Raw genomic sequence first — 22,940 nt, 5'->3', positions numbered from 1 at the left:
GTCAGGACAAGCCCAAGGCCAGCTCCGCGACCCGTTCTGCCGCTGGCACAATGCTGTGGATCTTGCCCACGCCCTGACCAGCATACAAAGACAGCTTCCTGGCCATTCTGTCCTTATCAATCGCCCGCGCCCCTCCCCCGACCAGACGCAGCACATTCCACTTGTCGCGGTTGGGAATGACGCGATGCGGGGTGCCATAGGTCCAACCAAAGGAATAGCCGGTGCGATATTCCGTATCGTCCGTACTCGCTTCCAGAATCTTTTGCTTGTAGAGCGGGTGCGCATTAGACTCCTCGCTAGCCAGAAAGGCCGTGCCCACCAGTACGCCGGAAGCCCCCAGACTCATGGCCGCCCTGACATCCTGGCGGGTAGTAATCCCGCCTGCTGCCAGTACGGGACGGCCTTGGGCACAGTCCAGAATCGCGGGTAGCAAAGACATCAATCCAATGGTGCCGCGATTCAGGTGGCCACCACCCTCACTGCCTTGAGCGACGATAATGTCGGCTCCATGCGCAATCGCTTTGCGAGCCAAAGCCGCCGTGCCGGTCTGCACCATCACGATCATGCCAGCGTCTTTGGCACGGGGAATCATGTCGGCGGAATAGTCCTCTGCATAGAACAGCGACAGGATGCGGGGCCGCTCCTGCAAGATCACCTGAAACTGGGCTTCGAACACCTCCGGGCCACCAAACTGCGGCACCACATTCACCCCGAAAGGCTGGTCCGTCAGCGCCCTGGTTTCCCGTAGCCATTTACGCAGCATCAAGGGAGCCAGACGCAAGCCGCCCAGCACACCGAACCCGCCCGCATTCGCTACCGCCGCCACCAATTGTGGCCCGGAAATCGCAGCCATGCCCGCCAGAAAAATCGGGTACTGCACACCGCACATTTCTGTGATGACATTGCCCGCAAAATCTCGATTTGCTTCGCTCATGATTTACAACTCCACCTGTTTGCCCAGCATGCGCCGCAGGGCCAGATTCTTCAGTACAAAATGGTTCTTGAATGCCCCGAAAAGGTGCAAGGCCAGCCCCGCCAAAAAGGCTGTGGCGCCAATATTGAACAGCACATCCACCACGGCTTTGACCTGCTCATTCGGGCTGATCAAGGTAGGCAAAGCCAGGCCACCGGGCAGTTCCACCGCCACCCCAGCCGCCGCACGAGACAGCCAGACGGCGACAGGCAACAGCACCATCGCCAAGGCCAGGGCTGTCGCCACGGAACGGGCCACAATCACTTCCACCGGATTGGGCGAACCCACTGGCAAGGGGTGAAAAGACGTCACTCGCGCCCAGAAGCGGTAGATGGAAATCAGGAACAGCAACGTCCCCAGCAGATTTTGCAGCGGCACCAGCCGCGCCTCGCCGGGGCTTTGGGCAATGGCCACCCCCAAGCCCAGAATGGAAAACAGCAAGGCCGCTACAAGCCAGTGCAGCACAATAGTGATGGGCGAGAACCTGAGTCCGTTGTCTCGCAATTGCATGATTACCTCCTTGAAAAGGTCACCGGGGGCAAGCCCCCTGAGGTGACACGCTGATAGTGATACTTAGTGATTCACCAGGCCCGACGCCCCAATGCCGGTATGCGCCCGCACAAACTGATCCTCGAAACGGGCTTGCTCCAGCGCCGCCTGGGCGCTGCGGTCGGTCACCGAGCCCAGCCAGGTAAAGAAGAAAGCCACGTTCATGGAAATAATGGCGGGATAGTCATAGGGAAAAATCGCCTGCTCATTGCCCAGTACCTTGACCCAGACAGCCGGTGACAAAATCACCAGACCAACAGCACTCAACAGCCCGGCCACGCCACCGATCAAGGCGCCGCGCGTGGTCAAGCCCTTCCAGAACATGGACAAGGCCAGAATGGGAAAATTGACGGACGCCGCGACCCCGAAGGTCAGCGCCACCAGAAAGGCAATGTTTTGATCCTTGAACAAGATGCCCAGTACCACGGCCAGCACACCCAGACACACCGAGGCAATCTTGGAGACGCGGCGTTCCTTGGCTGAGTCCACCTGATTTTTCTTGATGACCATGGCATACAAGTCATGCGAGATGGCCGAGGTTCCGGCCATGGTCAGCCCCGCGACCACCGCCAGAATCGTGGCGAAGGCAACGGCAGACAAAAAGCCCAGAAACAGATCACCGCCCAAGGCTTTGGCCAAGTGCATGACGGGCATATTGCCGCCACCAATCAAATTACCGCCTAGCTGGCCGCCTTCATAAAAGCTCGGGTCCTGGCCCACGATCACAATTGCTGCCATGCCCAGCACGCCCACAATCAGGAAGAAAAAGCCGATGAAGCCGGTTGCGACGAAAACGGATTTACGCGCTTGTTTGGCATCGGGAACGGTGAAAAAGCGCATCAGAATATGCGGCAAACCGGCAGTCCCGAATACCAGACCAATCGACAGCGAGATCATGGCAATCGGGTCGGAAACCAGCTTGCTGGGCAGCAAAATAGCCGCACCGTTCTTGTGAACCTCCACCGCCTTCACAAACAAGGCCTCCAGCGAAAAACCAAAACGGCTCAAAGCCAGAACCGCCAACAAGGTGCCGCCCAGCAGCAAAAGCACAGCCTTGATGATCTGCACCCACGTCGTGGCTACCATGCCGCCAAAGGTCACGTAGATCACCATCAGCAAACCCACGGCAATCACGGCATGGTTGTATTGCAGGCCGAACAGCAATTGAATCAACTGCCCGGCTCCCACCATCTGCACCACCAGATAAAAACAGACCACGGTTAAGGAACCAAAGGCCATCAAGGTACGGATACGGTTCTGGTCCAGACGGAAAGAACTGATGTCGGCAATCGTGATGCGGCCCAGATTGCGAATGCGCTCGGCAAACAGGAACAGCAACAAAGGCCAGGCCACGAAAAAGCTGATGGCATAAATCATGCCGTCGTAGCCGTTAAAGAAAATCATGCTGGTCAGGCCCAGCAAGGCGGCGGCAGACATATAGTCTCCGGCCAGGGCCAAACCATTCTGAAAGCCCGTCACCCCGCCCCCAGCGGTGTAGAAGTCATCCATGGACTTGGTCTTGGACGCGGCCCAATAAGTGATGCCCAAGGTGCCGAGCACAAAGGCCAGGAACATCACAATGGCCGTGATATTGATGGGCTGCTTTTGCACCTCCTGCAAGGCAGCCGGGTCCGCTTGCACGGCAAAGGCCAGACCGGATAAAGCAAGCAGAACAGCAATGGAAGAAAGGCGGCGCATCATCTGGCCCTCTTCAGAATCAAGGCCGTCAGGGCATCAAACTCGCCATTGGCACGTCGAATATACAAACCCGTCAGCAACCAGGTACCCAGAATCAAGGCAAAGCCCAGCGGCCAGCCCACATTGATAATGCTGTTTGCCGACAGCGTGGTCGCCAGCAGTTGCGGCGCAAAACTGGCGACCAGAATAAAGGCGTAGTACGGCAGCAAGGTCAGCGCCGTCAGCCAGGCTACAAAATGGCGTCTGCGTCGGACCAGTTCCTTGAATTGCGGCTGTTGCCGGATACCGGCCAGGGTTGTCATGGTGTTCACGTTGTCTCCTGAAGGCGTGTGGATGAATTTGTGTCACAGCGGCCTCAGAACCTTGGCTCTGCCACAGACCGCCGCTTATGTGCCTTGAAGATAGGCGCAGCCATAGATCAAGTAAAATGATGAATCCTGATGATTAAAATCTCTTTCCGTGATTTATAAACAGGCCATTCCCCTCGCGCCGCCAAGCTGCTGGCTTGCGGCCTCTTAGTCTCAAGGCCGCCTGGCACCGACTCCTGCCAACATTTAGTCCGTGATTAGGGTAAATCTCAGGCCCGTCTGAGCCGCCCTTGGATAGATCGCCTTTAGATTCATTATTAATGATCTATCAAATCACTATTCATCATTTTACATGATTCATTCAGTCTTCTATCTTCCCTACAGATAGCTCTGCTTTCCAGACATCAAACAAGGAGACTGAAACCATGACTCACTCTGCTGTCCATATCGATCACTATATAAATGGCCACATCGTGCCTGGCGCCTCGGGCCGCCACCTGGAGGTGACCAACCCGGCTACCGGCGCCGTCACCGGCCATGTGCCGCTGGCCACCCATGCTGAAGTTGACGACGCGGTTCAGGCCGCAGCGCAGGCCTTCCCCAAGTGGGCCGACACCCCGCCCATTCGCCGTGCCCGAGTCATGTTCAAGTTTCTGCAATTGCTCAATGAACATAAGGACGAGCTGGCCCATCTGATTACTGCCGAGCATGGCAAGGTCTTTACGGACGCCCAGGGTGAAGTGGCGCGCGGCATTGATATTGTGGAATTTGCATGTGGCATCCCGCAGCTGCTGAAAGGCGATTACACCGAACAGGTTTCCAGCAATATCGACAACTGGACCTTGCGCCAGCCTTTGGGCGTCGTGGCCGGAGTGACTCCCTTCAACTTCCCCGTCATGGTGCCCATGTGGATGTTCCCGGTTGCCATCGCAGCCGGAAATACCTTTGTCCTTAAACCCAGCCCGACTGACCCCAGCCCCTCGCTGTTCATTGCCAATTTGTTCAAGCAAGCTGGTCTGCCCGATGGCGTGTTCAACGTGGTGCAAGGCGACAAGGAAGCGGTCGACGCCCTGCTGGAACACCCGCAAGTACAGGCGGTGAGCTTTGTCGGCTCCACCCCGATTGCAAACTACATCTACGAAACCGGCGCCCGTCACGGCAAGCGCGTTCAAGCCCTGGGCGGTGCCAAGAACCATATGGTGGTGATGCCAGACGCGGACATCGATCAGGCCGTGGATGCCTTGATTGGCGCAGGCTACGGCTCCGCAGGCGAGCGCTGCATGGCCATTAGCGTGGCGGTATTGGTCGGTGATGTGGCTGACAAGCTCATCCCCAAACTGATCAAGCGCACGAAAACGCTGAAAGTGCTGAACGGGGAAAACCTGGCCGCCGAAATGGGTCCCATCGTGACCCGTGCCGCACACGAACGCATCTCCAACTACATCGCGCTGGGCGTACAGGAAGGCGCACAACTGCTGGTCGATGGCCGTCACTTCCAGGGCAGCCAGGCCGGTGAAGGTTGCGAGGACGGTTTCTGGATGGGTGGCACCTTGTTCGACGGCCTGACCCCGGACATGCGCATCTACAAAGAAGAAATCTTTGGGCCGGTACTAGGCTGCCTGCGCGTGGCGGACCTGAAACAAGCCGTGGACCTGATCAATGCCCATGAATTCGGCAATGGCGTGGCCTGCTTTACCCGCGACGGCAATGTGGCCCGCGAGTTTGCGCGCCGCATCCAGGTCGGCATGGTGGGAATCAATGTCCCGATTCCCGTGCCTATGGCCTGGCACGGTTTTGGCGGCTGGAAAAAGAGCCTGTTTGGCGACATGCACGCCTATGGCGAAGAAGGGGTCCGCTTTTACACCAAGCAGAAATCCATCATGCAGCGCTGGCCAGAAAGCATCGCCAAAGGCGCGGAATTTGTGATGCCCACCGCGCAATAAACACGGCCACCACTCATCCGCCAGCTATTCCGGCAGCAGGTGCTCCCTGCTGCCAACGCTTCCTGTTTCACCCTCTTTACCTTTTGATTCTTATGCTGACAGACGCTCAACGCGACATCATCAAGGCCACCGTGCCGCTGCTGGAAACCGGCGGCGAAGCCTTGACCACCCATTTTTATGAATTGATGCTGCGCGATTACCCACAGGTGCGCCCCCTGTTCAACCAGGCCCATCAAGCCAGCGGCACCCAGCAACGCGCTCTGGCCAATGGCGTGCTGACTTACGCCCGCCATATCGACCAACTGGAAACCCTGGGCCCCTTGGCCAGCCAGATCGTCAACAAACACGTCGCCCTGCAAATCCAGCCCGAGCACTACCCGATTGTGGGCACGTGTCTGTTGCAAGCCATACGCGAAGTCCTGGGCGAGAACGTCGCGACCAATGAGGTCATAGCCGGTTGGGCGGCCGCCTACCAGCAACTGGCGGATTTGCTGATCGAAGCCGAACGTCTGATTTACGACGATATGGCCACCGCCCCCGGCGGCTGGCGGGGCGCACGCGCCTTTCAGGTAATACGCAAAGTCCCTGAAAGCCAGGAGATCACCTCTTTTTATCTGGAGCCGGTTGACGGCAAACCCGTACTGAACTTCAAGCCCGGCCAATACATAGGCCTGCGCCTGAAGGTCAACGGTGAAGAAATTCGCCGCAACTACTCCCTGTCTGCAGCCCCCAATGGGCGCAGCTACCGCATCAGCGTCAAGCGGGAAGCCCGTGGTCTGGCCTCCAACTTTCTGCACGATCAGATCCAGAAAGGCGACACGCTGGACCTGTTCCCACCTGCCGGACAGTTCAGCTTGCGTCACAACGACAGGCATCAGGTTTTCATCAGTGGTGGCGTCGGCATTACCCCCACCCTGGCCATGGTGGAGGCGGCCTTGCAGACCGAACGCCCCATCACCTTTATCCACTACGCCCGCAATGTGCACGTCCACGCCTTTGCCAACCAGCTCACCACCTGGGCGAACCGCTATCCGCGTTTTCAGGCTTATGTGGTGTATGAAGAACACACAGCCCTATCCGGTCCACAGCCCCACGCCATAGGCCGCCCCACGGCTATGCAACTGAGCCAATGGCTGCCCTGTGACGGCCAGTTCGATGCCTATTACCTGGGCCCCAAACCCTTTATGGCCTTGATCAGACGCACTCTGCGCGAGCTGGGCCTGCCCGATGAACAAAGCCATTACGAGTTCTTTGGCCCCGCCGAGGAGCTGAACTGATGCAGAGCCATCCACTTTGGCCTGCGTGTCGAGTGGATGGCCTGCCCGATTTCCCTGCACTCTCATCAAGGTGAACCACCATGCCATTACTGAAATTTGATCTGATCCAAGGCCGCAACGACGAAGAACTGCGCCTGCTGCTGGACACCACGCACCAAGCCATGGTGCAAGCCTTTGATGTTCCTGCCAGCGACCGCTACCAATGCGTCACCCAGCATCGTCCTGGCGAACTGGTGCTGGAAGACACTGGCCTGGGCTACCCGCGTAGCAACAAAGTGGTACTGCTGCACATCGTGTCCCGCCCCCGCAGCGATATCCAGAAAGTCCAGTTCTACCGCTTGCTGGCAGAGCGGCTGGAACAGAACTGTGGCGTGTCGCCCAATGACCTGATCATCGCTCTGGTAGAAAACAGCGATGCAGACTGGTCCTTCGGGCGTGGGCGAGCGCAGTTTTTGACGGGGGAGCTGTAGGCTAAAGACAGGTATACTCGCCCAGACCGTTTTTACAGGAACGGTCTTTTCACCGAGGGGAGCCTGGCGAGCAGGCTGAGAAACTGCCTGGCCAGATTGCACCGCAGTGACCCGTTGAACCTGATCCGGGTCATGCCGGCGAAGGGACGGGTATGTACCTGCTCGCCGCTTGCTGCCGGATGGCTATCCTTGACTAGGAGTTGCTATCTTGTCTTCTGACCACTCTCCCTCCCCCGTCGGCCCGGTTGCCGCCACCCTGGCTGCCGTCATCCATCACGACCGGATTTTGCTGATACGCCGCGCCAATCGGCCCGATGCCGGACGCTGGGCCTTTCCGGGCGGCAAGATTCGCGCGGGAGAAACCATCATGGCGGCGGCCCATCGGGAACTGGCCGAAGAAACCGGCGTACAAGGCCAGGCCTTGCAGGTCTTTGATGCATTGGATGTGTTTGACCGCGAGCCCAGCGCCACACCCTTGGCCTATTCACATTTCATCCTGATTGCCGTGCTGTTTCGCTGGCAACAAGGTGAGCCGCAGGCAGGCGATGACGCTCTGGACGCGCGCTGGTTCAGCAATGCCGAATTGGACAACCTGGATGTGGCACACAGCTTTGATGTAGTCCGAGTTGCCCGTCAGGCACTGGCATTGGCTGCCACTCAAGATCAGGCAGGCCAGGCATGATTCCCAATGTATTGAGTATTGCGGGCACGGACCCGACCAGCGGCGCTGGTATTCAGGCGGATCTGAAAGCCATGTACGCCTTGGGCGCCTACGGCATGAGCGTGATTACGGCCGTAGTCGCGCAAAACACCCAGGGCGTGCGGCGTTTTGTGGCGCTGGAGCCGGACTTTGTGGCGGACCAGCTGGACGCGGTGTTTGAGGATGTGCGCGTGGATGCCATCAAGATCGGCATGATCGCCAATGCAGGGATTGCGGAAGCAATTGCAGACCGCCTGCACCATCACGGCCTGGACTGCCCGATTGTGCTGGACCCGGTCATGGTCGCCAAAAGCGGGGATCGTTTGCTGAGCCCCGAAGCCGTGTCCGTCGTGCGCGACAAGCTGCTGCCCATGTGCACCCTGCTCACCCCCAACTTGCCTGAAGCGGGCGATCTGCTGCAAAAACCGGAACCCGCCTCGCTGCAAGAGATGCACAGCACCTTAAGCGAACTGTGCTTGCTGGGCCCTGAGTGGGTGCTGCTCAAGGGCGGCCATCTGGACGGCCCGGACAGTGTGGACTTGCTGCAAGGCCAGGGGCAAAGCCATGTTTTTCAGTCGCCCCGCATCCCGACACGCAACACGCATGGCACGGGCTGCTCGCTATCCTCCGCCATTGCCGCCTTGCTACCGGGCCGCAGCGTACCGGCTGCGGTGGGTTTGGCCAAGGAATACCTGAATGGCGCTTTGGCCGCTGCCGACCAATTGCAGATCGGCCTGGGGCAAGGTCCGGTCCATCACTTCCATGCTTTATGGCCGCAGACAGAGCCTATACGAAGACCGTAAACCCAGAAACAGGGCCGACCCTGCATTTGGCAAGCCAATCCTACCTGTCCCACGTCGCCTTCGCCCAGCGTTTAGGCTACACCTTGCAGGCGACGTTCAGCCGGGCCTACAAGCATCTGAAAGGACAAGCTCCCGGTGCAGTTCTAGATTTTCAGCCCGACAGCCCCGGAATTTTTACTAGAATAATGTGCTGACTAATTACTCTTATAATTCAGAGCACAAAACGGGTTTAACAGGATGAAGCATTTTTTATATTTCCTGACATCAAACATTACCGTTTTGTCATGTTCGCCTCATAGTCGGCATCAGCCTTGTTGATCAATCCATTTCTTTAATGGATGAATCTGCCAGTTCATAAAGCTCCGGGAAGCCAAATGTGGAATTGTTTACTGATTGAAGATGACCGGGAAAACGCCCGGTATTTAGTGAATGGCTTATCCGAGCTGGGTTATTCGGTGGTAGCCAGTCATGATAGCGTTTCCGGTTTGGAAAATGCCATGAAAGATGTATGGGATGTGATTATTCTTGATCGCATGTTACCCAATAATGTTGATGGTCTTTCCATTCTTTTTACCTTGCGATCTTTAGGTAAAAAAGTTCCTGTATTGGTATTAAGCGCTTTATCCGGCGTGGACGATAAAGTGGATGGTTTAAAAGCCGGTGGTGACGATTATTTAATCAAGCCTTTTTCCTTTCAGGAATTGGCCGCCCGCTTGCACGCCCTGATACGCCGCAGCAGTGACAGTGCAGAAATCAAGAATTTGCAGGTGGATGATCTGGTCATGAATATCCGCAACCAGAAAATCTCCCGTGGGGACGAGGTGCTGGAACTGCAACCTCGTGAAATCAAGCTGCTGTCCTACCTGCTGATGAACAGCCACAAGATCGTTACCCGCACCATGCTGCTGGAAGTCGTCTGGGGCTATAACTTCGACCCGCAGTCCAATGTGATTGATGTGCTGGTCAGCCGTTTGCGGCGCAAGGTTGACAAGGAGGGCGCCACGCCCCTGATCCATACCGTGCGTGGCCGTGGCTATGTACTGAGCGACAAAGACAGCATCGACGGATTCAAGCTAAAGCGCTGCGATGATTGATTTCATCAAACGCCTGTGGGAGTCCACCTCCTTCCGGCTGACCCTGAACTACAGCATCCTGGCCATCTTCACCACGCTGTTTTTAATCGGCTTTTTCTACGTCCAGGTCTTTGGGGCCTTGCGCGACGAGCACCTGCGGCAGATCAACGTCGCCGTACAGCGGCTTAGCATTGCCTACGAAGTGGGCGGGCGCGAAGAGATCCTGCGCATGATCGAGCTGACCCTGTCGGACCGGATTGATTCGGGCCAGGAAATCTATCTGCTGCTGGATGAGTTTAATCACACCCTGGTGGGCAATATCAGCGAGATTCCGGGCCTGAACAATCTGCCCGAGCGGCAAGTGGTGGAAGTGCAGATCAAGCATATCGACGCCCTGTCCGAAGGTAATGTCCGCGTCACCAAGCTGTCCGGCGGCGAAACCCTGGTGGTCGGCCACGAGCTGGGCACCTTGAACGAGCTGCGGGCCATGCTCAGCCGCATCATCGTCACCTCCATGATTCTGGCCTTGATGCTGGTGATTCTGGGGGCCTATGTATTCAGCAATGAGCTGAAGTACCGCGTGGGCCGCATCCGCCTGCTGACTGAACAAGTGGGCGCGGGCGATATTTCCAAGCGCATCACCTCCGAGAGCGACGACGTTTTTGGCCTGATCCACCACGACATCAACCGCATGCTGGACAAGATCGAAAGCCTGATGCAAGGCGCACGGCATATCTCTGATACCGTGGCCCACAATATCCGCACCCCGTTAACCCGCATCGTTGGCAAGCTGCGCGAGACCCAGAACCTGCCCGGCGTCCCGCCCCATGTCCGGGAGGCACAACAAGACGCGATTGAAGAAGTAGAAAACCTGAGTGTCCTGCTGGGCAAACTGCTGCAAATTGCCGAGCTGAATGCCGGTGTACAAAGACAGAACTTCAAGGCCTGCAATCTGGAAGTGATTGCCGAAGACGTGCTGGACTTGTACAGCTTCTTTGCTGAAGAAAAAGGCGTCACGCTGCAGAAAAAGAAAATCGACAGAGTCATTATTCATGGTGACAGCAATTTATTAGCCAGTGCTTTAGCCAATCTGGTGGATAACGCTGTTAAATACGCCCATTCCCATGCCAGCGTTGAAATTAAAAAACGCTTTGATAATAAAGTCGCCATCATTGTGGAAGATGATGGCCCCGGATTACCGGAAAGCGAATACGAAAACGTGGGCAAGTATTTTTATCGATTCAATAATGACAGCGAAGGTTTTGGACTGGGATTAACCAGCGTTGCCGCCATTATTGAATTACACCGGGGCGAGCTGATTTTCTCCAAAGGCGTATCCGGCTTGAAAGTCACCATTGTGCTGCCCGTTTAAGCCTTACCAGCCCATTCAAACATGACCAAAAGGTAATGAAACTGTCACCCTAAGCAATCTCCTGCTCCGCTAAGCTAGCCTCATTTTTAATCGCTCTTTTTCAGGGTTTATAAAAATCATGCTTGCTTTAAGGGAATGAGGAGATTCATGAGCAGACAAAAATATTATTCAGCCGGCCTGATGGTGGGAGTGGGCGTATTTACCGTCCTGATGGGACAGAAATACTCCCTGGGCACCATGGCCCGCATGGGACCGGGCTACTTCCCGTTTCTGCTGGGCATCGTGATGATTGTGCTGGGCGCTCTGTACCTGTTTGTAGAGACCGCCGCACACGACGATGAGCAGGAAGAGGACTACGGCCCGCCGCAATGGCGTGGCTGGATGGCGATTGTGGGCGGCATCATCGCCTTCATTATTCTGGGTCGCTACGGCGGACTGGTTCCCGCCACCTTTGCCCTGGTATTCATCTCTGCCATGGGCGACAAAGAACATTCCTGGCTCACTGCCCTGCTGTTGTCCATTTTTGTGACGCTGCTGGGTGTGGTTATTTTCTCCTGGGGGCTGGAGCTGCAATTCCCCCTGTTCACTTGGGGCTAAGCCATGGAAATTCTATCTAACCTGATGCACGGCTTTAGCGTTGCCTTTCAACTGGACAACCTGATGTGGGCCGTGTTTGGCGTGTTCATGGGGAACCTGATCGGGGTGCTGCCCGGCATGGGTGTGCTGGCAGCCATCTCCATCCTGCTGCCCCTGACCTACGCCATGACCCCTACCGCCGCCCTGATCATGCTGGCCGGTATTTACTACGGTTCCCAGTACGGTGGCGGTATTACCTCCATCATGCTGAACCTGCCCGGTACCGCCTCGCACGCGGTGGCGTGTCTGGACGGCAACCCCATGGCTCGTAACGGCAAGGCCGGCTCGGCCCTGTTCATGTTGATGTTGTCCTCCTTTTTTGGAGCCACCATCGGCATTCTGGCCATGATTCTGTTCTCGCCCGCTTTGGTCGATATCGCCTTCAAGTTCGGCCCGGCTGAATACTTTTCCATGATGATGCTGGGCCTGCTGGCTGGTGCCACCCTGGCCAAAGGTTCTGCCATCAAGGGCGTGGCCATGGTCGTCATGGGCTTGATCTTTGGTGTGGTCGGCACGGACGTGAACAGTGGTGTCTCGCGCTTTGACTTCAATATCCCGGAACTGCAGGACGGCTTGCAGATTGTGGCGCTGGCCATGGGGCTGTTCGGTATTGCGGACTTCCTGAAGAACATCAACCGGATCAATAGCGGCCACACCAAGACCATTGGTAAAGTTTCCACCCGCTCCCTGCGTCCGGAAAAAGGCGACATCAAGCAGTCACGCGGTGCTTTGGTGCGCGGTACTGCGATTGGTGCAGCTTTCGGGATTCTGCCCGGCACTGGCCCGACCATTGCGTCTTTCATTGCCTACGCCACGGAAAAGAAAGTCGCCAAGAACCCCGAGCGTTTTGGACGTGGTGCGATTGAAGGCATTGCTTCGCCCGAAGCCGCCACCAGTGCCTCTACCCAAACCAGCTTCATTCCTACCCTGAGCCTGGGTATTCCCGGCGACCCGGTCATGGCCTTGATGCTGGGTGCGCTGATCATTCACGGCATCCAGCCCGGCCCGCAAATGGTGGTCGAGCACGCCGATATGTTCTGGGGCCTGATCGCCAGTTTCTGGGTGGGCAACATCCTGCTGCTGGTGCTGAACCTGCCCTTGATCGGCATGTGGGTGCGCCTGCTGTCCGTGCCTTTCAAGTACCTGTACCCCGCCGCCCTGTTCTTTGTGTGCGTGGGGGTCTATAGCACCAACAACAACCTGTTCGATGTGAACATCGTGCTGCTGTTTGGTGTGCTGGGTTACTTCTTCATGCGACTGCGCTTTGAAGCGGCTCCCTTGCTGCTGGGCTTTGTCTTGGGACCGATGGTAGAAGAAAACTTCCGCCGCGCCCTTCTGCTGTCCCGTGGTGACCCAATGATCTTCCTGGAGCGTCCGATCAGCATGGTCTTTATCATTGCCTGCATCTTGCTGATGCTGGGACTGAGCTACTCCTTCTGGCGTTCGAACAGCCAGAAGAAGCTGGGAGCCTTGGCCAAGGCTTGAAACTCTAGCGATAACCCGTCATGGGAAGCTGCGGTAAACGCAATGCGTTTACCGCAGCTTCCATAAAAAAAGCCAGCTCAGGCAGCCTCACACTTTGCCTTGCTGTTCGCCTGTGCACTCTTCTTGGCGGAACCAAACACCAAATGACTTAACACCGCCAAGGTAAAGGCACTCAACGCACCGTACACCATAACCCAGCCAAACCCGGCAATCAGGGCCGCATGCACCGCCTCTACAGGATCGGCTGCATTTACCAGCAAGGCACTGCTTTGCGACACAGCACTGACATCGCCAGAGGCCACTTTTTCAGCCAGATAACGCAGCTCACTATCGGCAGAAAGACCCAGTCGAGTACGCAAATCGCTCATGATGCCTTGCACCAAAACAAAGCCCATCACGGCGATATTGAAGGCCAAGGAGATCATGCGGGCACTGGTATCTGCTCCCGAAGCCATACCGGCGCGTTCAGCCGTTACCGAGGCGGTGATCACATTGGTGGTCGTGGTATTGGCCATGCCCAGACCTATTCCGGCCAGCACACAACCCGGCAAAATCAGCCAGCCCGGTTGATCAGAAATACTGCCTATCTTCATCACCACAAAACCCAGACCAATCAAGGACAGACCCAGTGTGATGACTCCGCCCGCTTGCCAACGCTGCGCCAGCCGTTCTGCGAAGGGTGGGACAAACAGAGTGGGCAAGGTATAGGCCAGCAAGGCCACCCCGGTCTGCACGCTGTCATACCCTAGCCCCACGTGAAAGTAGATAGGCAGATAGATGATGAAGGGCCAGAAGCTGAAATTCATTCCCATGGAACCCAGCAGTGCACCCGAAAAACGACGGATGCGAAATACGGAAAACTCCAGCATGGGGCGTGCACTTCTGCGTTCTGCGAAAACAAAGGCGATCAGGCTCAGGACGGACAGGGCAATAATGCTCAAGGCCTGCACACTGGCAAATCCCAACACAGGGCCCTGGGTCACAAAGAGCACCAGACAAAATACAGCCAGCGACAAAGTCGTGATTCCCGCCACGTCCAGGCTACTGGCCTGGGGATCACGCGACTCCTGCACACCCGCCCTTGCCAATAGCAAGGTCACGATCGCCAGCACGGCGTGAATCAAAAACACCCATTCCCAACTGGCCAAAGACAGAATCAGGCCACCCACAATCGGCCCAAAACCCAGCCCGGCCCCAAAGACCACACCCCACCAGGCAAAGGCTTTGCCACGCTGTTGTCCGTCCCGAAACTGGTTCGACAAAATCGCGATCTGACAGATCAACATCATGGCGGCGCTCAAGCCTTGCAGGAAACGAGCGCCAATCAGAACAGCAGCACTTTCCGTCAGGCCACATACCAGGGAGGTGATCCCGAATGCCACAATCCCGATCGTAAAAATGCGTTTGCGGCCATAGCGGTCTGCCAAGGTGCCCACGCCCATCAGGATGGTCGTCATGGCAATGGTGTAGGCGGCCATCACCCATTGCAGCTGCCGAAAGCTGGCCCCCATGACCTGTTCAATGGTGGATAAAATCGGCGGCACGCTGGAGATTTCCAGGCCCAGCATCAAGGCCGACAAGCACACAGCGGCCAAGGCATAGCGGCCCTGACAGGGGATAGAGGAAGTCATCGTTATCTTTCCAAAAAGTCGTCAATACACGTCGCCGTCCCGGCGAACCACGGCGCGGATGCCAAAGCCAACAAGCTCAGCACCGCTCAGTCAGGAGAGATAGTAGGGATGGGACAGCCATTCATCAATGCTATGATTGGGCATATCAGAAACAACAAATATGAATAGATCATGAGCCGCCCCGTTCTGGATGTGGAATCCGTACAGGCTTTTGTGAGCATTGCCGAGTTCCAAAGCTTTACCAAAGCCGCCGAAGCCTTGGGCACCACACAAGGCGCTATCAGCGTGAAGCTGAAACGTCTGGAAGAACGCCTGGGTTACAAGCTGATCGAGCGCACTCCCAGACTGGTGCGGCTCTCTGCCCAGGGCACGGTGTTCATTAATCCCGCACGTGAATTCATTGCCGCGCACGACCGCGCCAGAGCCGCCTTGCTCTGCGATTGCCGCCGCTTTCGTTTGGGGATTGCCCAGCACGTTGCCGGGCCGGAAGTCCCTACCTTGCTGTCCCGCTTGAATGAACGAGACCCCGCCCTGACGATTGAAGTTCGCCTGGAAAGCTCGCATCGCTTGCTGGAGGATTTCGACAAGGGCGAGCTGGATGCCGTCATCGTGCGCCAGGAGGATCATCGTCGTGATGGAGAGGACCTGGGGCCTGAGCATTTCGCCTGGTTTGCGGCGCCCTGCTTTCATCAGCAAGAGGGCAAGCCATTACGACTGGCCGCCCTAGCCCCCTGCTGTGGCGTGCGGGATATTGCGACTCATGCGTTAACCACTGCCGGGATTGAATGGAATGAAGTATTTGTAGGCGGTGGCCATGCGGCCGTGATGGCAGCGGTCTCTGCGGGTTTGGCGGTGGCAGCATTTTCGTGCCGCCTGGCACCACCAGATGCGATTGATGTGGGCCAGCGTCTGGGGCTGCCAGCCCTGCCCCCTTCCCGGATTGTGCTGCATTCAACGCTGACGGATCAACGCTCGCGGGAAGCCTTGAGGACCTTGGCGGCCGCGTATCGGGAGCATCGTTCTACCCGACTGGCGGGGGCTGCGCAGTCCTGATCAGCACAGGCCCAGGCAACCAGGGGCAAGCGTGAAACTCACCCGGGCCCACCCGCATGAGCCCCCTTTAAAGCACGGTGGGATTGGGCACATTCCCATACACGTCCTTGGGATCAAAGGTCTTGGCGGACTCCACAAAGACCAGATCCTGACCCTTACTATGCTCGGCACCAACCGGCACCTGTCTGTAGAAACAGGAGTAATAGCCTACGTGGCAACTGGCCCCGGAACCGGCTACTCGCACACGTAGCCACACGGCGTCCTGGTCGTCGTCGATACGCATTTCCTCTACCGCCTGCACCAGTCCGCTGCTGGCACCTTTATGCCAGAGCATTTGACGCGAGCGGCTCCAGTAATGGGCTTCACCTGTCTGTATGGTTTTTTCCAGGGCTTCCCGGTTCATGTAACCCAACATCAAGACCTCGCCATTGTTAGCGTCTGTCGTGATGCAGGCAATCAGGCCATGCTCGTCAAACTTGGGGGCCAACTCATGGCCCTCCTCCACTTGCTCTACCGAGATTCGGCGGCTCATTTGCACCGTCGCGTTTGCTGCAGACCTTGTGTCTTGTGCTTCAGTCTTCACGTTTTCTCCTTGTCATCATGGGTTCCGGGCGATATTCGCAATCGGGTTTCAGGCAACGTCCATACAGCACATGGCTATGTTCCAGAATCTGAAAACCCCGCTCTTGAGCAATCGCTTTTTGTCCTTGCTCGATCGCCTTGTCCTGAAATTCCTGCACACGCCCGCAGTCCGAGCAGATCAGGTGATCATGGTGTTCGCCATCGTCCAGCTCATAGAGCGCCCGGCCGGATTCAAAATAAACCTGCTTTAACAAACCTGCCTGTTGCAGCTGAGTCAGCACGCGGTAGACAGTCGCCAGGCCAATTTCGCTACCTTGCCGGATCAACTGGCGATACACATCGTCCGCCGTCAAATGACGAATGCCAGGAGCCTGAAAAATCTCAAGAATCTGGATACGGGCAGTGGTCACCTTCAGGCCACGCTCTTTAAGCTCTTTTGAATCCGTCATGACGCACTCCTTGCTGAATTGGCGGCTAAGGGACTTCCAGAAAACTCAGCGGCCTGCCTTGTGCTTGCCCTGCCAAGGCTTCATCACGAACCACACAATGGCCGCGCACAATGGTGTGAATCGGCCAGCCCACAACCGGCATACCGTCGTAGGGGGACCAGCCGCTTACGCTGGCAATCCAGTCATTGCGGATGCGGCGGCGCGCCTTCAAATCCACGATGCTGAAATCCGCATCAAAGCCCACAGCAATGCGTCCCTTGCCTTCCAGACCAAAAATCCGGGCAGGCCCGGCACTGGTCAAGTCCACCAGCCGTTGCAGGCTCAAGCGGCCTGCATGGACATGGTTCAACATCACGGGCAGCAAGGTTTGCACGCCGGTCATGCCGCTGGGTGAAGCGGGATAGGCTTGGGATTTTTCCAGCAAGGTATGGGGCGCATGATCGCTGCCGATGACATCCACTACACCCGAGCGGATCGCCTGCCACAGCGCATCCTGATGAACTTGCTCGCGCACTGGCGGATTCATTTGCGCCAGACTGCCCAGACGCTCATAGCATTCCGGGGCTTGCAGGCTTAGATGATGCGGGGTCACTTCTACTGTCACGCGCTGTTTGTGTGCGGCCAGAAACTGCATTTCCTCTGCGGTGGACACATGCAGCACATGCAAACGGCGATTCACCTCTGCTGCCAGACGAACAATGCGTTGGGTGGCCTTCAAGGCACTTTCCACATCACGCCAAACCGGATGTTGGCGCACGTCGCCACTATCCAGAGCGATATGTTTGCGTTCACGCAGCCTGGCCTCGTCCTCTGCATGTACCGCCAGCCGTCTGCAGCCATGACGCAAGATGCGGCGCAGAACTTCGTCCTCATCCGCTAATAGGTCTCCAAAGGAGCTGCCCATAAAGACCTTGATGCCTGCGCAACCTGGAAGTTGCTCCAATTCCTGCAAAGACTCGGCATTCAAGGCCGAGCCACCGATATAAAAGGCGTGATCACACCAGCTGCGGCCTTGGGCTGCATCCAGCTTGGCTTGCAAATCGGCGGCTCCCAAGGTCAAGGGGTGGGTGTTGGGCATCTCGAAAACCGCAGTCACCCCGCCCAGGACCGCACCCCGTGTACCCGCTTCCAGATTCTCCTTGTGCTCCAGCCCTGGCTCTCGGAAATGCACCTGGCTGTCGATCACCCCTGGCAATACGTGCAGACCGCTCAAGTCCAGCACACAGTCTGCACTCCAGCCGGGCCGCAAATCTCCAAGAGCAACAATCCGACCTTGCACACAGGCGATGTCGATACGCTCGGGCCCGTTCGATGTGATTACCGTGCCGCCGCAGAGCAGCAAATCAGCATGGCGCAGATCATGTTGCTTACCCATTTCTGTAATCTGGGAGATAGGGATCTTCGGGATTTCTGGCGTCATGGTTTTGCCTTTGCAGCTTCTGCATCCAGAGCGTCTTGTGCCATCAAACGAATCCGCTCCATCATGTGAAACAGGCCATTGGCGCGATTCGGTGACAAGTGCTGCTCCAGTTCAATTGCCCGTAAAAAGTCGGGGGGATGGGACAGGATTTCTTCAGGCAAACGCCCCGAATACACCTTCATCAATAAAGCCAACAAACCTGTGACGATGGCGGAATCACTACGGGCCTGAAAAAACAGCCTGTGATCATGCAATTCAGAGACCATCCAGACTTGTGCCTGACAGCCGTGCAAACGGTTCGCCTCCGTACGCCATTTGTCCGGGAAGTCCGGCAAGGAGCGTCCCAGGTCAATCAGATATTCGTAGCGCGCCATCCAGTTACCCAGGCACTGGAAGCTGTCCACAATGGATTGCTGGGCTTGGGCTATGGGCTCTTGTGCAGCTCCCTTATCCACGGTCATCTCCTGAACGCTTGGGCGTTTGGCGGCCCTGATCGCCAAGAGCCGGAACAGGGTCGTGCCCACCCGGATGCCAGGGGTGGCAACGGACAATACGCCGTGCAGCCAGCCAAGTTCCTTTGAAGGGGCCATGCGTTCGCAAAGCCTGAATCGCATACTGAGAACAAGTCGGATAAAAGCGGCAGCGTGGCCCCAGCAATGGGCTGATAAAAAGTTGATAGCCGCGAACCAACAGGACCAGGACAGAGACAAGAAAAGCTTTCATCGCAGCTCCGAAATACGGGAGCGAAGCACTAGCTCAGACGGGCTGATTCTGATCTTGCTGGCCTGCTCCAGCAGCAAGCAAATTTGACCTTGCAGCCGTGTTTGGCAAGGATCAGTAAGGTCTAAAACACTCATGACGCCACGCCCCCGTTCAGTCCTGAAAAAGGCGTCGCGTCCAACAATGGAACTTTGAACGCCACCGCGTCATGTGGATGCAAGCTCTCCAGATGGCGGACCTGAATACCAGAGTTTTGATAGCCCACCAAGGCCGCCTCTATACGACGCGCGGCGTCCTCCACAAACATCAGGTTCTGGCCATTCAAGGCCGCAAAGGCCTGCTCGTCCGCTCGTTTGACGGCGGTTTGCAAGGGTGTTGCCAGTGCCTTTTCAACACGATCAATCAAGGCTAAAAACCCGAAATTCTCGCTATCTTCCGATACTTGAACCTGAACCAGAGCCTGACTGCGCTGGCTATGGGCAGTGGCCAGACTAGCGTGCTTGTGCAGCCAGGCAGCGACCTCATCAGCGTGCAAGACAGGCTGCTTTCCAAAGGCCTGCATAAAGCCCTGTTCAATCAACTGCCGAGCAAGCGCAGCCGAACAAGGACAGGTCGACGAATAGCCAATCTGAACCTGCACCTTGCACACAAAAGTAGCGTCCACAAGCCTGGCTTCCAGCACGACGGGATAGGACTTCCAGCCAGCCAGATCCTGCGTCACCAAGGCAGGCCGTCGCACCAGTAAATCAAAGCTGAAGCCCAAGCGCGCACTGCGCGTACCGCAGTCCTCCTGGCTATCCACCATGCTTTGCAAAAGACGCCGCAACTCCAACGGTGACAAGGCTTGCTCTGGCGGGACTTCATTCAACAAGCGGTACAGCCGGGACATGTGTATCCCTTTCACATGCGCCAGCGGCAAATCAACCTGGGCATCCACACGCGCATGAAGTTGGCGCATATAACCCGGTTCGACCACGGTAATGGGTAAATCGATCCCCTCCATACCTACCCAGGACAGCGGAGTCAGGCCATAGCTGGAATCGTTCAGAGCCGGGTCGGGAAGTACAACAGTCATACTCAAGATCCAATCAAAAGGTCTTGCCCAGGCCGACAGGGACTTGGCAAGACCTCAATTCCATCAAGGCCAGTCTGAAAACGGATTCGTCCATGTTGTCCAGGTGCTGGGGCCGCTGGCCATTTCTTCATCGCTTAACAGGCAGGCATCGAAACGGGCGCGCAATGCGGCCTCGTTCATATCCATACCAATCAGAACCAGCTCCTGACGCGCGTCCCCGACTCGCTCATCCCATTTTTCCTTGATCAGGGCTACCGCCTCAGGGTCTTCCGGCCAACGCTCGGGCGGCATGGAAGCCCACCAGTAACCCGCTACGTGATAACGAGCCACCGCGCCAGCCTGTGACCAGGAACCCGCCAGAGTCGGAAAGTTCGCCAACCAGAAAAAGCCTTTGGAGCGCACCACGCCCGGCCATTCGCTTTCAACCAATTCCAGAAAACGCTGCGGATGGAACGGACGGCGGGCGCGGTAAACAAAGTTGCCTATGCCGTACTCCTCCGTTTCCGGCGTGTGAGTGCCACGCAATTCCTGCAGCCAGCCGGAGGCTCTGGAGGCTTCTTCAAAGTCAAACAAGCCGGTGTTGAGTACTCGGTCCAAGGGCACCTTGCCGAATTCGGCCGTTTCAATACGAGCGCGGGGATTAAGACTGTTCAGAATCGCCATCAGACGTTCACGCTCTGGTTCATTGATCAAGTCAATCTTGTTCAGAACCAGCACATCACAGAACTCGATCTGCTCAATCAACAGGTCCACAACGGTACGCGCGTCTTCTTCACCCAGGGATTCACCACGGGACTGAATGCTGTCTTGCGAGCTGTAGTCGCGCAGAAAGTTAAAGGCATCCACCACCGTAACCATGGTGTCCAAGCGGGCGACTTCACCCAGGCAACGGCCATCCTCGCCTTCAAAGGTGAAGGTTTCAGCTACGGGTAGTGGCTCTGAAATGCCGGTGGACTCAATCACCAGTTGATCAAACCGCCCTTCCTTGGCCAGACGGTCGACCTCCAGCAGCAAGTCCTCGCGCAAGGTGCAGCAAATACAGCCGTTGCTCATTTCCACCAGCTTTTCATCCGTGCGCGATAGTTCAGCACCGCCGTCGCGAACCAGAGCAGCATCAATATTGACCTCACTCATATCGTTCACGATGACCGCGACGCGGCGGCCTTCACGATTGTTCAGGATGTGATTCAGCAAAGTCGTCTTGCCCGCCCCCAGAAAACCGGACAAAACCGTTACGGGAATTCGGGCCGCGGGATCGACCGGCGTGTTATCGGGGTTCATCGTCATTTCTCTTCGTCCTTAGAGCATCAATGGGCGGTTCCTTGTACAGGACATCTCGCTAATTTTGAGATGTTATAACATAACAATAATTGGCCGAGAAAAAACCCTCTTGCAAGGAGGGCTTGAAGATCAGGACGGAGAAACGAGTTCTCACAGCGCAACGTCGCGGGAATCGGCTGTTGTCTGTTGTCTGTTGTCTGTTGTCTGTTGTCTGTTGTCTGTTGTCTGTTGTCTGTTGTCTGTTGTCTGTTGGGTGTCAGGCGTCAGGCGTCAGGCGTCAGGCGTCAGGCACGTAGCTTAGCTCTGTTTGCGTAGCGCGCCATTGCTTGAACAAATCAGCCCGATGCCGAGGATAAGGTTCCTCCAGACTGACCAAGTCCCTTATCCTGTCCGTCCGGAAATGCCGGAAATCCCCTTTCAATTCGCACCAGCCCACCAGAATCCGAAAGTGCTGAAAGTAACCCAAGGAAAAGGGCCAGATCACTCTCTCCGATTCCTGGCCTGCCCCGTCTATATAAGTGATGCGCAGCTTGCGCTGCAAACGAATCGCTGTACGCGCAATGCCAAGATCAACAAGCTCGGCATCCTGAATCACTCTGGGTCCAACCCGTAAAGCGGTGCTCTCCAGGCTGTCTCTCAAGTTATCCGGCAAGACCGCCGAGATCTTGGCCATGGCATCGCCAGCCGCTTTGGTCAGCGGTTCATCCGCAAACTTTTCTACCCAGCGAAAGCCCAGTATCAAGGCCTCCAACTCCGCTTGAGAAAACATCAAGGGTGGCAGCATGAAACTGGGGCGTAGCACATAGCCCACGCCAGGTTCCCCTTCTATATCAGCACCTTGTGCCTGCAAAGAAGCCATATCCCTATACAGCGTCCGAATACTGATACCCAGCTCTTGAGCCAGCCTCGCCCCACTCACCGGACGCTTGTGTCGGCGTAGCACTTGTAAAAGGGAAAGAAGTCGTTCTGCTCGGGCCATGCCAGATACTGCCATTTTTTGGCAGTATGGTCACCCATAATGATCTGCTCAATAAACTTCTTGGAGCGATCATGAATCACCCAAACCTTTTGCTGCTCTATGTCCAGGACCCCGCGGCCAGCCGCCTCTTCTATGAAAAGCTGCTGCAAAAAGTGCCTGCTGAATCCTTCCCCACCTATGTCGCCTTTGAATTGAACAAGGGGCTGACCCTGGGTTTATGGTCTACCCAGGCAGCCAGCTTTGTATCATCCGGAACTGGGCATCGCTCCGAGCTCTCTTTTTTAGTGGATGATGATGCGGCTGTCGATCAGCTGTATCAAACCTGGGTGACGGCAGGTATCCACATAGAACAGGAACCCATGACAGCCGTATTTGGGCGCACATTTGTTGCTCTGGACCCCGATGGGCACCGACTCAGGGTCTGCACAGCAGCGTAAGACTGAAGCTGCCGCGCCTGCAAAGG

The 22,940-nt window shown here is 56.6% G+C and carries 24 protein-coding genes and 1 riboswitch; of the genes, 11 read left to right on the top strand and 13 right to left on the bottom strand.

Translation table 11 applies throughout. The features are described 5' to 3' along the window. Window position 1 precedes the first annotated feature (1 nt). From DUD43_RS08375 to DUD43_RS08360, 4 genes are all read right to left on the bottom strand, one after another. Window positions 2-934, bottom strand: coding sequence for an NAD(P)H-dependent flavin oxidoreductase (locus tag DUD43_RS08375; RefSeq protein ID WP_045931519.1), 933 nt, complete (start codon window positions 932-934; stop codon window positions 2-4). 3 nt (window positions 935-937) lie between these two features. Continuing rightward, window positions 938-1,483 (bottom strand): cytochrome b, encoded by a 546-nt coding sequence (locus DUD43_RS08370; protein ID WP_153229918.1) that lies wholly within the window; start codon window positions 1,481-1,483, stop codon window positions 938-940. Window positions 1,484-1,546: 63 nt separating this feature from the next. Beyond that, window positions 1,547-3,223 (bottom strand): cation/acetate symporter ActP, encoded by a 1,677-nt coding sequence (gene actP, locus DUD43_RS08365; RefSeq protein WP_153229917.1) that lies wholly within the window; start codon window positions 3,221-3,223, stop codon window positions 1,547-1,549. After that, window positions 3,220-3,522, bottom strand: a complete 303-nt coding sequence (locus tag DUD43_RS08360) for a DUF485 domain-containing protein (RefSeq protein WP_153231582.1) — start codon at window positions 3,520-3,522, stop codon at window positions 3,220-3,222. The genes actP and DUD43_RS08360 overlap by 4 nt, the downstream gene beginning before the upstream one ends. A gap of 431 nt (window positions 3,523-3,953) precedes the next feature. Between DUD43_RS08360 and DUD43_RS08355 the strand changes: the two genes are divergently transcribed. The 9 genes from DUD43_RS08355 to DUD43_RS08315 all read left to right on the top strand — a co-directional run bounded on the left by DUD43_RS08355 (window position 3,954) and on the right by DUD43_RS08315 (window position 13,287). Continuing rightward, on the top strand, window positions 3,954-5,471 hold the full coding sequence (locus tag DUD43_RS08355) for a CoA-acylating methylmalonate-semialdehyde dehydrogenase (protein WP_153229916.1): 1,518 nt from the start codon (window positions 3,954-3,956) through the stop codon (window positions 5,469-5,471). Between the two features lie 92 nt (window positions 5,472-5,563). Next, window positions 5,564-6,748, top strand: coding sequence for an NO-inducible flavohemoprotein (hmpA, locus tag DUD43_RS08350; protein ID WP_153229915.1), 1,185 nt, complete (start codon window positions 5,564-5,566; stop codon window positions 6,746-6,748). Between the two features lie 80 nt (window positions 6,749-6,828). After that, window positions 6,829-7,218 carry a tautomerase family protein gene (locus DUD43_RS08345; protein ID WP_153229914.1) on the top strand — a complete coding sequence of 130 codons (390 nt, stop codon included), beginning with the start codon at window positions 6,829-6,831 and terminating at the stop codon, window positions 7,216-7,218. A 45-nt stretch (window positions 7,219-7,263) separates the two neighbouring features. Further along, window positions 7,264-7,382: riboswitch (TPP riboswitch) on the top strand. A gap of 44 nt (window positions 7,383-7,426) precedes the next feature. Then, the gene (locus tag DUD43_RS08340; protein WP_153229913.1) at window positions 7,427-7,900 is read left to right on the top strand and encodes an NUDIX hydrolase; all 474 of its coding nucleotides are present in this window, start codon (window positions 7,427-7,429) and stop codon (window positions 7,898-7,900) included. After that, window positions 7,897-8,721: a bifunctional hydroxymethylpyrimidine kinase/phosphomethylpyrimidine kinase gene (thiD, locus tag DUD43_RS08335; RefSeq protein ID WP_153229912.1), complete on the top strand. Its 825-nt coding sequence runs from the start codon at window positions 7,897-7,899 to the stop codon at window positions 8,719-8,721. The genes DUD43_RS08340 and thiD overlap by 4 nt, the downstream gene beginning before the upstream one ends. A gap of 374 nt (window positions 8,722-9,095) precedes the next feature. After that, window positions 9,096-9,815 (top strand): response regulator transcription factor, encoded by a 720-nt coding sequence (locus tag DUD43_RS08330; RefSeq protein ID WP_153229911.1) that lies wholly within the window; start codon window positions 9,096-9,098, stop codon window positions 9,813-9,815. Further along, entirely contained in the window at window positions 9,808-11,166 is a 1,359-nt protein-coding gene (locus tag DUD43_RS08325) for a sensor histidine kinase (protein ID WP_153229910.1), read from the top strand. Before DUD43_RS08330 ends, DUD43_RS08325 begins: the two co-directional genes overlap by 8 nt. A 147-nt stretch (window positions 11,167-11,313) precedes the next feature. Beyond that, the gene (locus tag DUD43_RS08320; protein ID WP_026482781.1) at window positions 11,314-11,763 is read left to right on the top strand and encodes a tripartite tricarboxylate transporter TctB family protein; all 450 of its coding nucleotides are present in this window, start codon (window positions 11,314-11,316) and stop codon (window positions 11,761-11,763) included. A 3-nt stretch (window positions 11,764-11,766) separates the two neighbouring features. Continuing rightward, window positions 11,767-13,287 carry a tripartite tricarboxylate transporter permease gene (locus DUD43_RS08315; protein WP_153229909.1) on the top strand — a complete coding sequence of 507 codons (1,521 nt, stop codon included), beginning with the start codon at window positions 11,767-11,769 and terminating at the stop codon, window positions 13,285-13,287. Window positions 13,288-13,364: 77 nt separating this feature from the next. Here the strand turns inward: DUD43_RS08315 and DUD43_RS08310 are convergent, their stop codons facing one another. Next, window positions 13,365-14,918: an MFS transporter gene (locus tag DUD43_RS08310; protein WP_153229908.1), complete on the bottom strand. Its 1,554-nt coding sequence runs from the start codon at window positions 14,916-14,918 to the stop codon at window positions 13,365-13,367. 171 nt (window positions 14,919-15,089) lie between these two features. Between DUD43_RS08310 and DUD43_RS08305 the strand changes: the two genes are divergently transcribed. Next, a complete protein-coding gene (locus DUD43_RS08305) occupies window positions 15,090-15,971 on the top strand; it encodes a LysR substrate-binding domain-containing protein (protein ID WP_153229907.1) in 882 nt (293 codons plus the stop codon). A gap of 67 nt (window positions 15,972-16,038) precedes the next feature. Here DUD43_RS08305 and hisI read toward each other — a convergent pair whose 3' ends face one another. From hisI to DUD43_RS08265, 8 genes are all read right to left on the bottom strand, one after another. Further along, window positions 16,039-16,503, bottom strand: a complete 465-nt coding sequence (hisI, locus tag DUD43_RS08300; RefSeq protein ID WP_153229906.1) for a phosphoribosyl-AMP cyclohydrolase — start codon at window positions 16,501-16,503, stop codon at window positions 16,039-16,041. Between the two features lie 40 nt (window positions 16,504-16,543). Then, window positions 16,544-17,002, bottom strand: a complete 459-nt coding sequence (gene fur, locus DUD43_RS08295) for a ferric iron uptake transcriptional regulator (protein WP_153229905.1) — start codon at window positions 17,000-17,002, stop codon at window positions 16,544-16,546. A gap of 25 nt (window positions 17,003-17,027) precedes the next feature. Then, entirely contained in the window at window positions 17,028-18,377 is a 1,350-nt protein-coding gene (locus tag DUD43_RS08290; protein WP_153231581.1) for a dihydroorotase, read from the bottom strand. Between the two features lie 41 nt (window positions 18,378-18,418). Then, entirely contained in the window at window positions 18,419-18,973 is a 555-nt protein-coding gene (locus DUD43_RS08285) for a SufE family protein (RefSeq protein WP_228125941.1), read from the bottom strand. Then, complete coding sequence (gene yidD, locus DUD43_RS08280) at window positions 18,870-19,145, bottom strand: membrane protein insertion efficiency factor YidD (protein ID WP_153229903.1); 276 nt, start codon at window positions 19,143-19,145, stop codon at window positions 18,870-18,872. Before yidD ends, DUD43_RS08285 begins: the two co-directional genes overlap by 104 nt. Before the next feature lie 130 nt (window positions 19,146-19,275). After that, window positions 19,276-20,217 (bottom strand): GTP cyclohydrolase FolE2, encoded by a 942-nt coding sequence (folE2, locus tag DUD43_RS08275; RefSeq protein ID WP_153229902.1) that lies wholly within the window; start codon window positions 20,215-20,217, stop codon window positions 19,276-19,278. Window positions 20,218-20,280: 63 nt separating this feature from the next. Further along, complete coding sequence (gene zigA / locus DUD43_RS08270; RefSeq protein ID WP_194273465.1) at window positions 20,281-21,498, bottom strand: zinc metallochaperone GTPase ZigA; 1,218 nt, start codon at window positions 21,496-21,498, stop codon at window positions 20,281-20,283. A gap of 277 nt (window positions 21,499-21,775) precedes the next feature. Continuing rightward, window positions 21,776-22,477, bottom strand: a complete 702-nt coding sequence (locus DUD43_RS08265; protein ID WP_153229900.1) for a helix-turn-helix transcriptional regulator — start codon at window positions 22,475-22,477, stop codon at window positions 21,776-21,778. A 71-nt stretch (window positions 22,478-22,548) separates the two neighbouring features. Between DUD43_RS08265 and DUD43_RS08260 the strand changes: the two genes are divergently transcribed. Further along, the gene (locus DUD43_RS08260) at window positions 22,549-22,914 is read left to right on the top strand and encodes a VOC family protein (protein WP_153229899.1); all 366 of its coding nucleotides are present in this window, start codon (window positions 22,549-22,551) and stop codon (window positions 22,912-22,914) included. Window positions 22,915-22,940: the final 26 nt, after the last annotated feature.

This window comes from Alcaligenes faecalis (assembly GCF_009497775.1).
GTDB classification, from domain to species: domain Bacteria; phylum Pseudomonadota; class Gammaproteobacteria; order Burkholderiales; family Burkholderiaceae_B; genus Alcaligenes; species Alcaligenes faecalis_D.
The sequence above is the reverse complement of the archived record's forward strand: the minus strand, read 5'-3'. Positions and strand labels throughout refer to the sequence as shown.

Excerpts from the sequence above, each read along its gene's own strand:
- zigA (WP_194273465.1), bottom strand. The coding sequence starts at position 21,498 with ATGAACCCCGATAACACGCCGGTCGATCCCGCGGCCCGAATTCCCGTA.
- DUD43_RS08320 (WP_026482781.1), top strand. The coding sequence starts at position 11,314 with ATGAGCAGACAAAAATATTATTCAGCCGGCCTGATGGTGGGAGTGGGC.
- DUD43_RS08315 (WP_153229909.1), top strand. The coding sequence starts at position 11,767 with ATGGAAATTCTATCTAACCTGATGCACGGCTTTAGCGTTGCCTTTCAA.
- DUD43_RS08330 (WP_153229911.1), top strand. The coding sequence starts at position 9,096 with ATGTGGAATTGTTTACTGATTGAAGATGACCGGGAAAACGCCCGGTAT.
- DUD43_RS08310 (WP_153229908.1), bottom strand. The coding sequence starts at position 14,918 with ATGACTTCCTCTATCCCCTGTCAGGGCCGCTATGCCTTGGCCGCTGTG.
- fur (WP_153229905.1), bottom strand. The coding sequence starts at position 17,002 with ATGACGGATTCAAAAGAGCTTAAAGAGCGTGGCCTGAAGGTGACCACT.
- DUD43_RS08360 (WP_153231582.1), bottom strand. The coding sequence starts at position 3,522 with ATGACAACCCTGGCCGGTATCCGGCAACAGCCGCAATTCAAGGAACTG.
- DUD43_RS08290 (WP_153231581.1), bottom strand. The coding sequence starts at position 18,377 with ATGGGTAAGCAACATGATCTGCGCCATGCTGATTTGCTGCTCTGCGGC.
- hmpA (WP_153229915.1), top strand. The coding sequence starts at position 5,564 with ATGCTGACAGACGCTCAACGCGACATCATCAAGGCCACCGTGCCGCTG.
- thiD (WP_153229912.1), top strand. The coding sequence starts at position 7,897 with ATGATTCCCAATGTATTGAGTATTGCGGGCACGGACCCGACCAGCGGC.
- actP (WP_153229917.1), bottom strand. The coding sequence starts at position 3,223 with ATGATGCGCCGCCTTTCTTCCATTGCTGTTCTGCTTGCTTTATCCGGT.
- DUD43_RS08370 (WP_153229918.1), bottom strand. The coding sequence starts at position 1,483 with ATGCAATTGCGAGACAACGGACTCAGGTTCTCGCCCATCACTATTGTG.
- hisI (WP_153229906.1), bottom strand. The coding sequence starts at position 16,503 with ATGAGCCGCCGAATCTCGGTAGAGCAAGTGGAGGAGGGCCATGAGTTG.
- folE2 (WP_153229902.1), bottom strand. The coding sequence starts at position 20,217 with ATGACTGTTGTACTTCCCGACCCGGCTCTGAACGATTCCAGCTATGGC.
- DUD43_RS08265 (WP_153229900.1), bottom strand. The coding sequence starts at position 22,477 with ATGGCCCGAGCAGAACGACTTCTTTCCCTTTTACAAGTGCTACGCCGA.
- DUD43_RS08345 (WP_153229914.1), top strand. The coding sequence starts at position 6,829 with ATGCCATTACTGAAATTTGATCTGATCCAAGGCCGCAACGACGAAGAA.
- DUD43_RS08325 (WP_153229910.1), top strand. The coding sequence starts at position 9,808 with ATGATTGATTTCATCAAACGCCTGTGGGAGTCCACCTCCTTCCGGCTG.
- DUD43_RS08305 (WP_153229907.1), top strand. The coding sequence starts at position 15,090 with ATGAGCCGCCCCGTTCTGGATGTGGAATCCGTACAGGCTTTTGTGAGC.
- DUD43_RS08375 (WP_045931519.1), bottom strand. The coding sequence starts at position 934 with ATGAGCGAAGCAAATCGAGATTTTGCGGGCAATGTCATCACAGAAATG.
- yidD (WP_153229903.1), bottom strand. The coding sequence starts at position 19,145 with ATGAAAGCTTTTCTTGTCTCTGTCCTGGTCCTGTTGGTTCGCGGCTAT.
- DUD43_RS08355 (WP_153229916.1), top strand. The coding sequence starts at position 3,954 with ATGACTCACTCTGCTGTCCATATCGATCACTATATAAATGGCCACATC.
- DUD43_RS08260 (WP_153229899.1), top strand. The coding sequence starts at position 22,549 with ATGAATCACCCAAACCTTTTGCTGCTCTATGTCCAGGACCCCGCGGCC.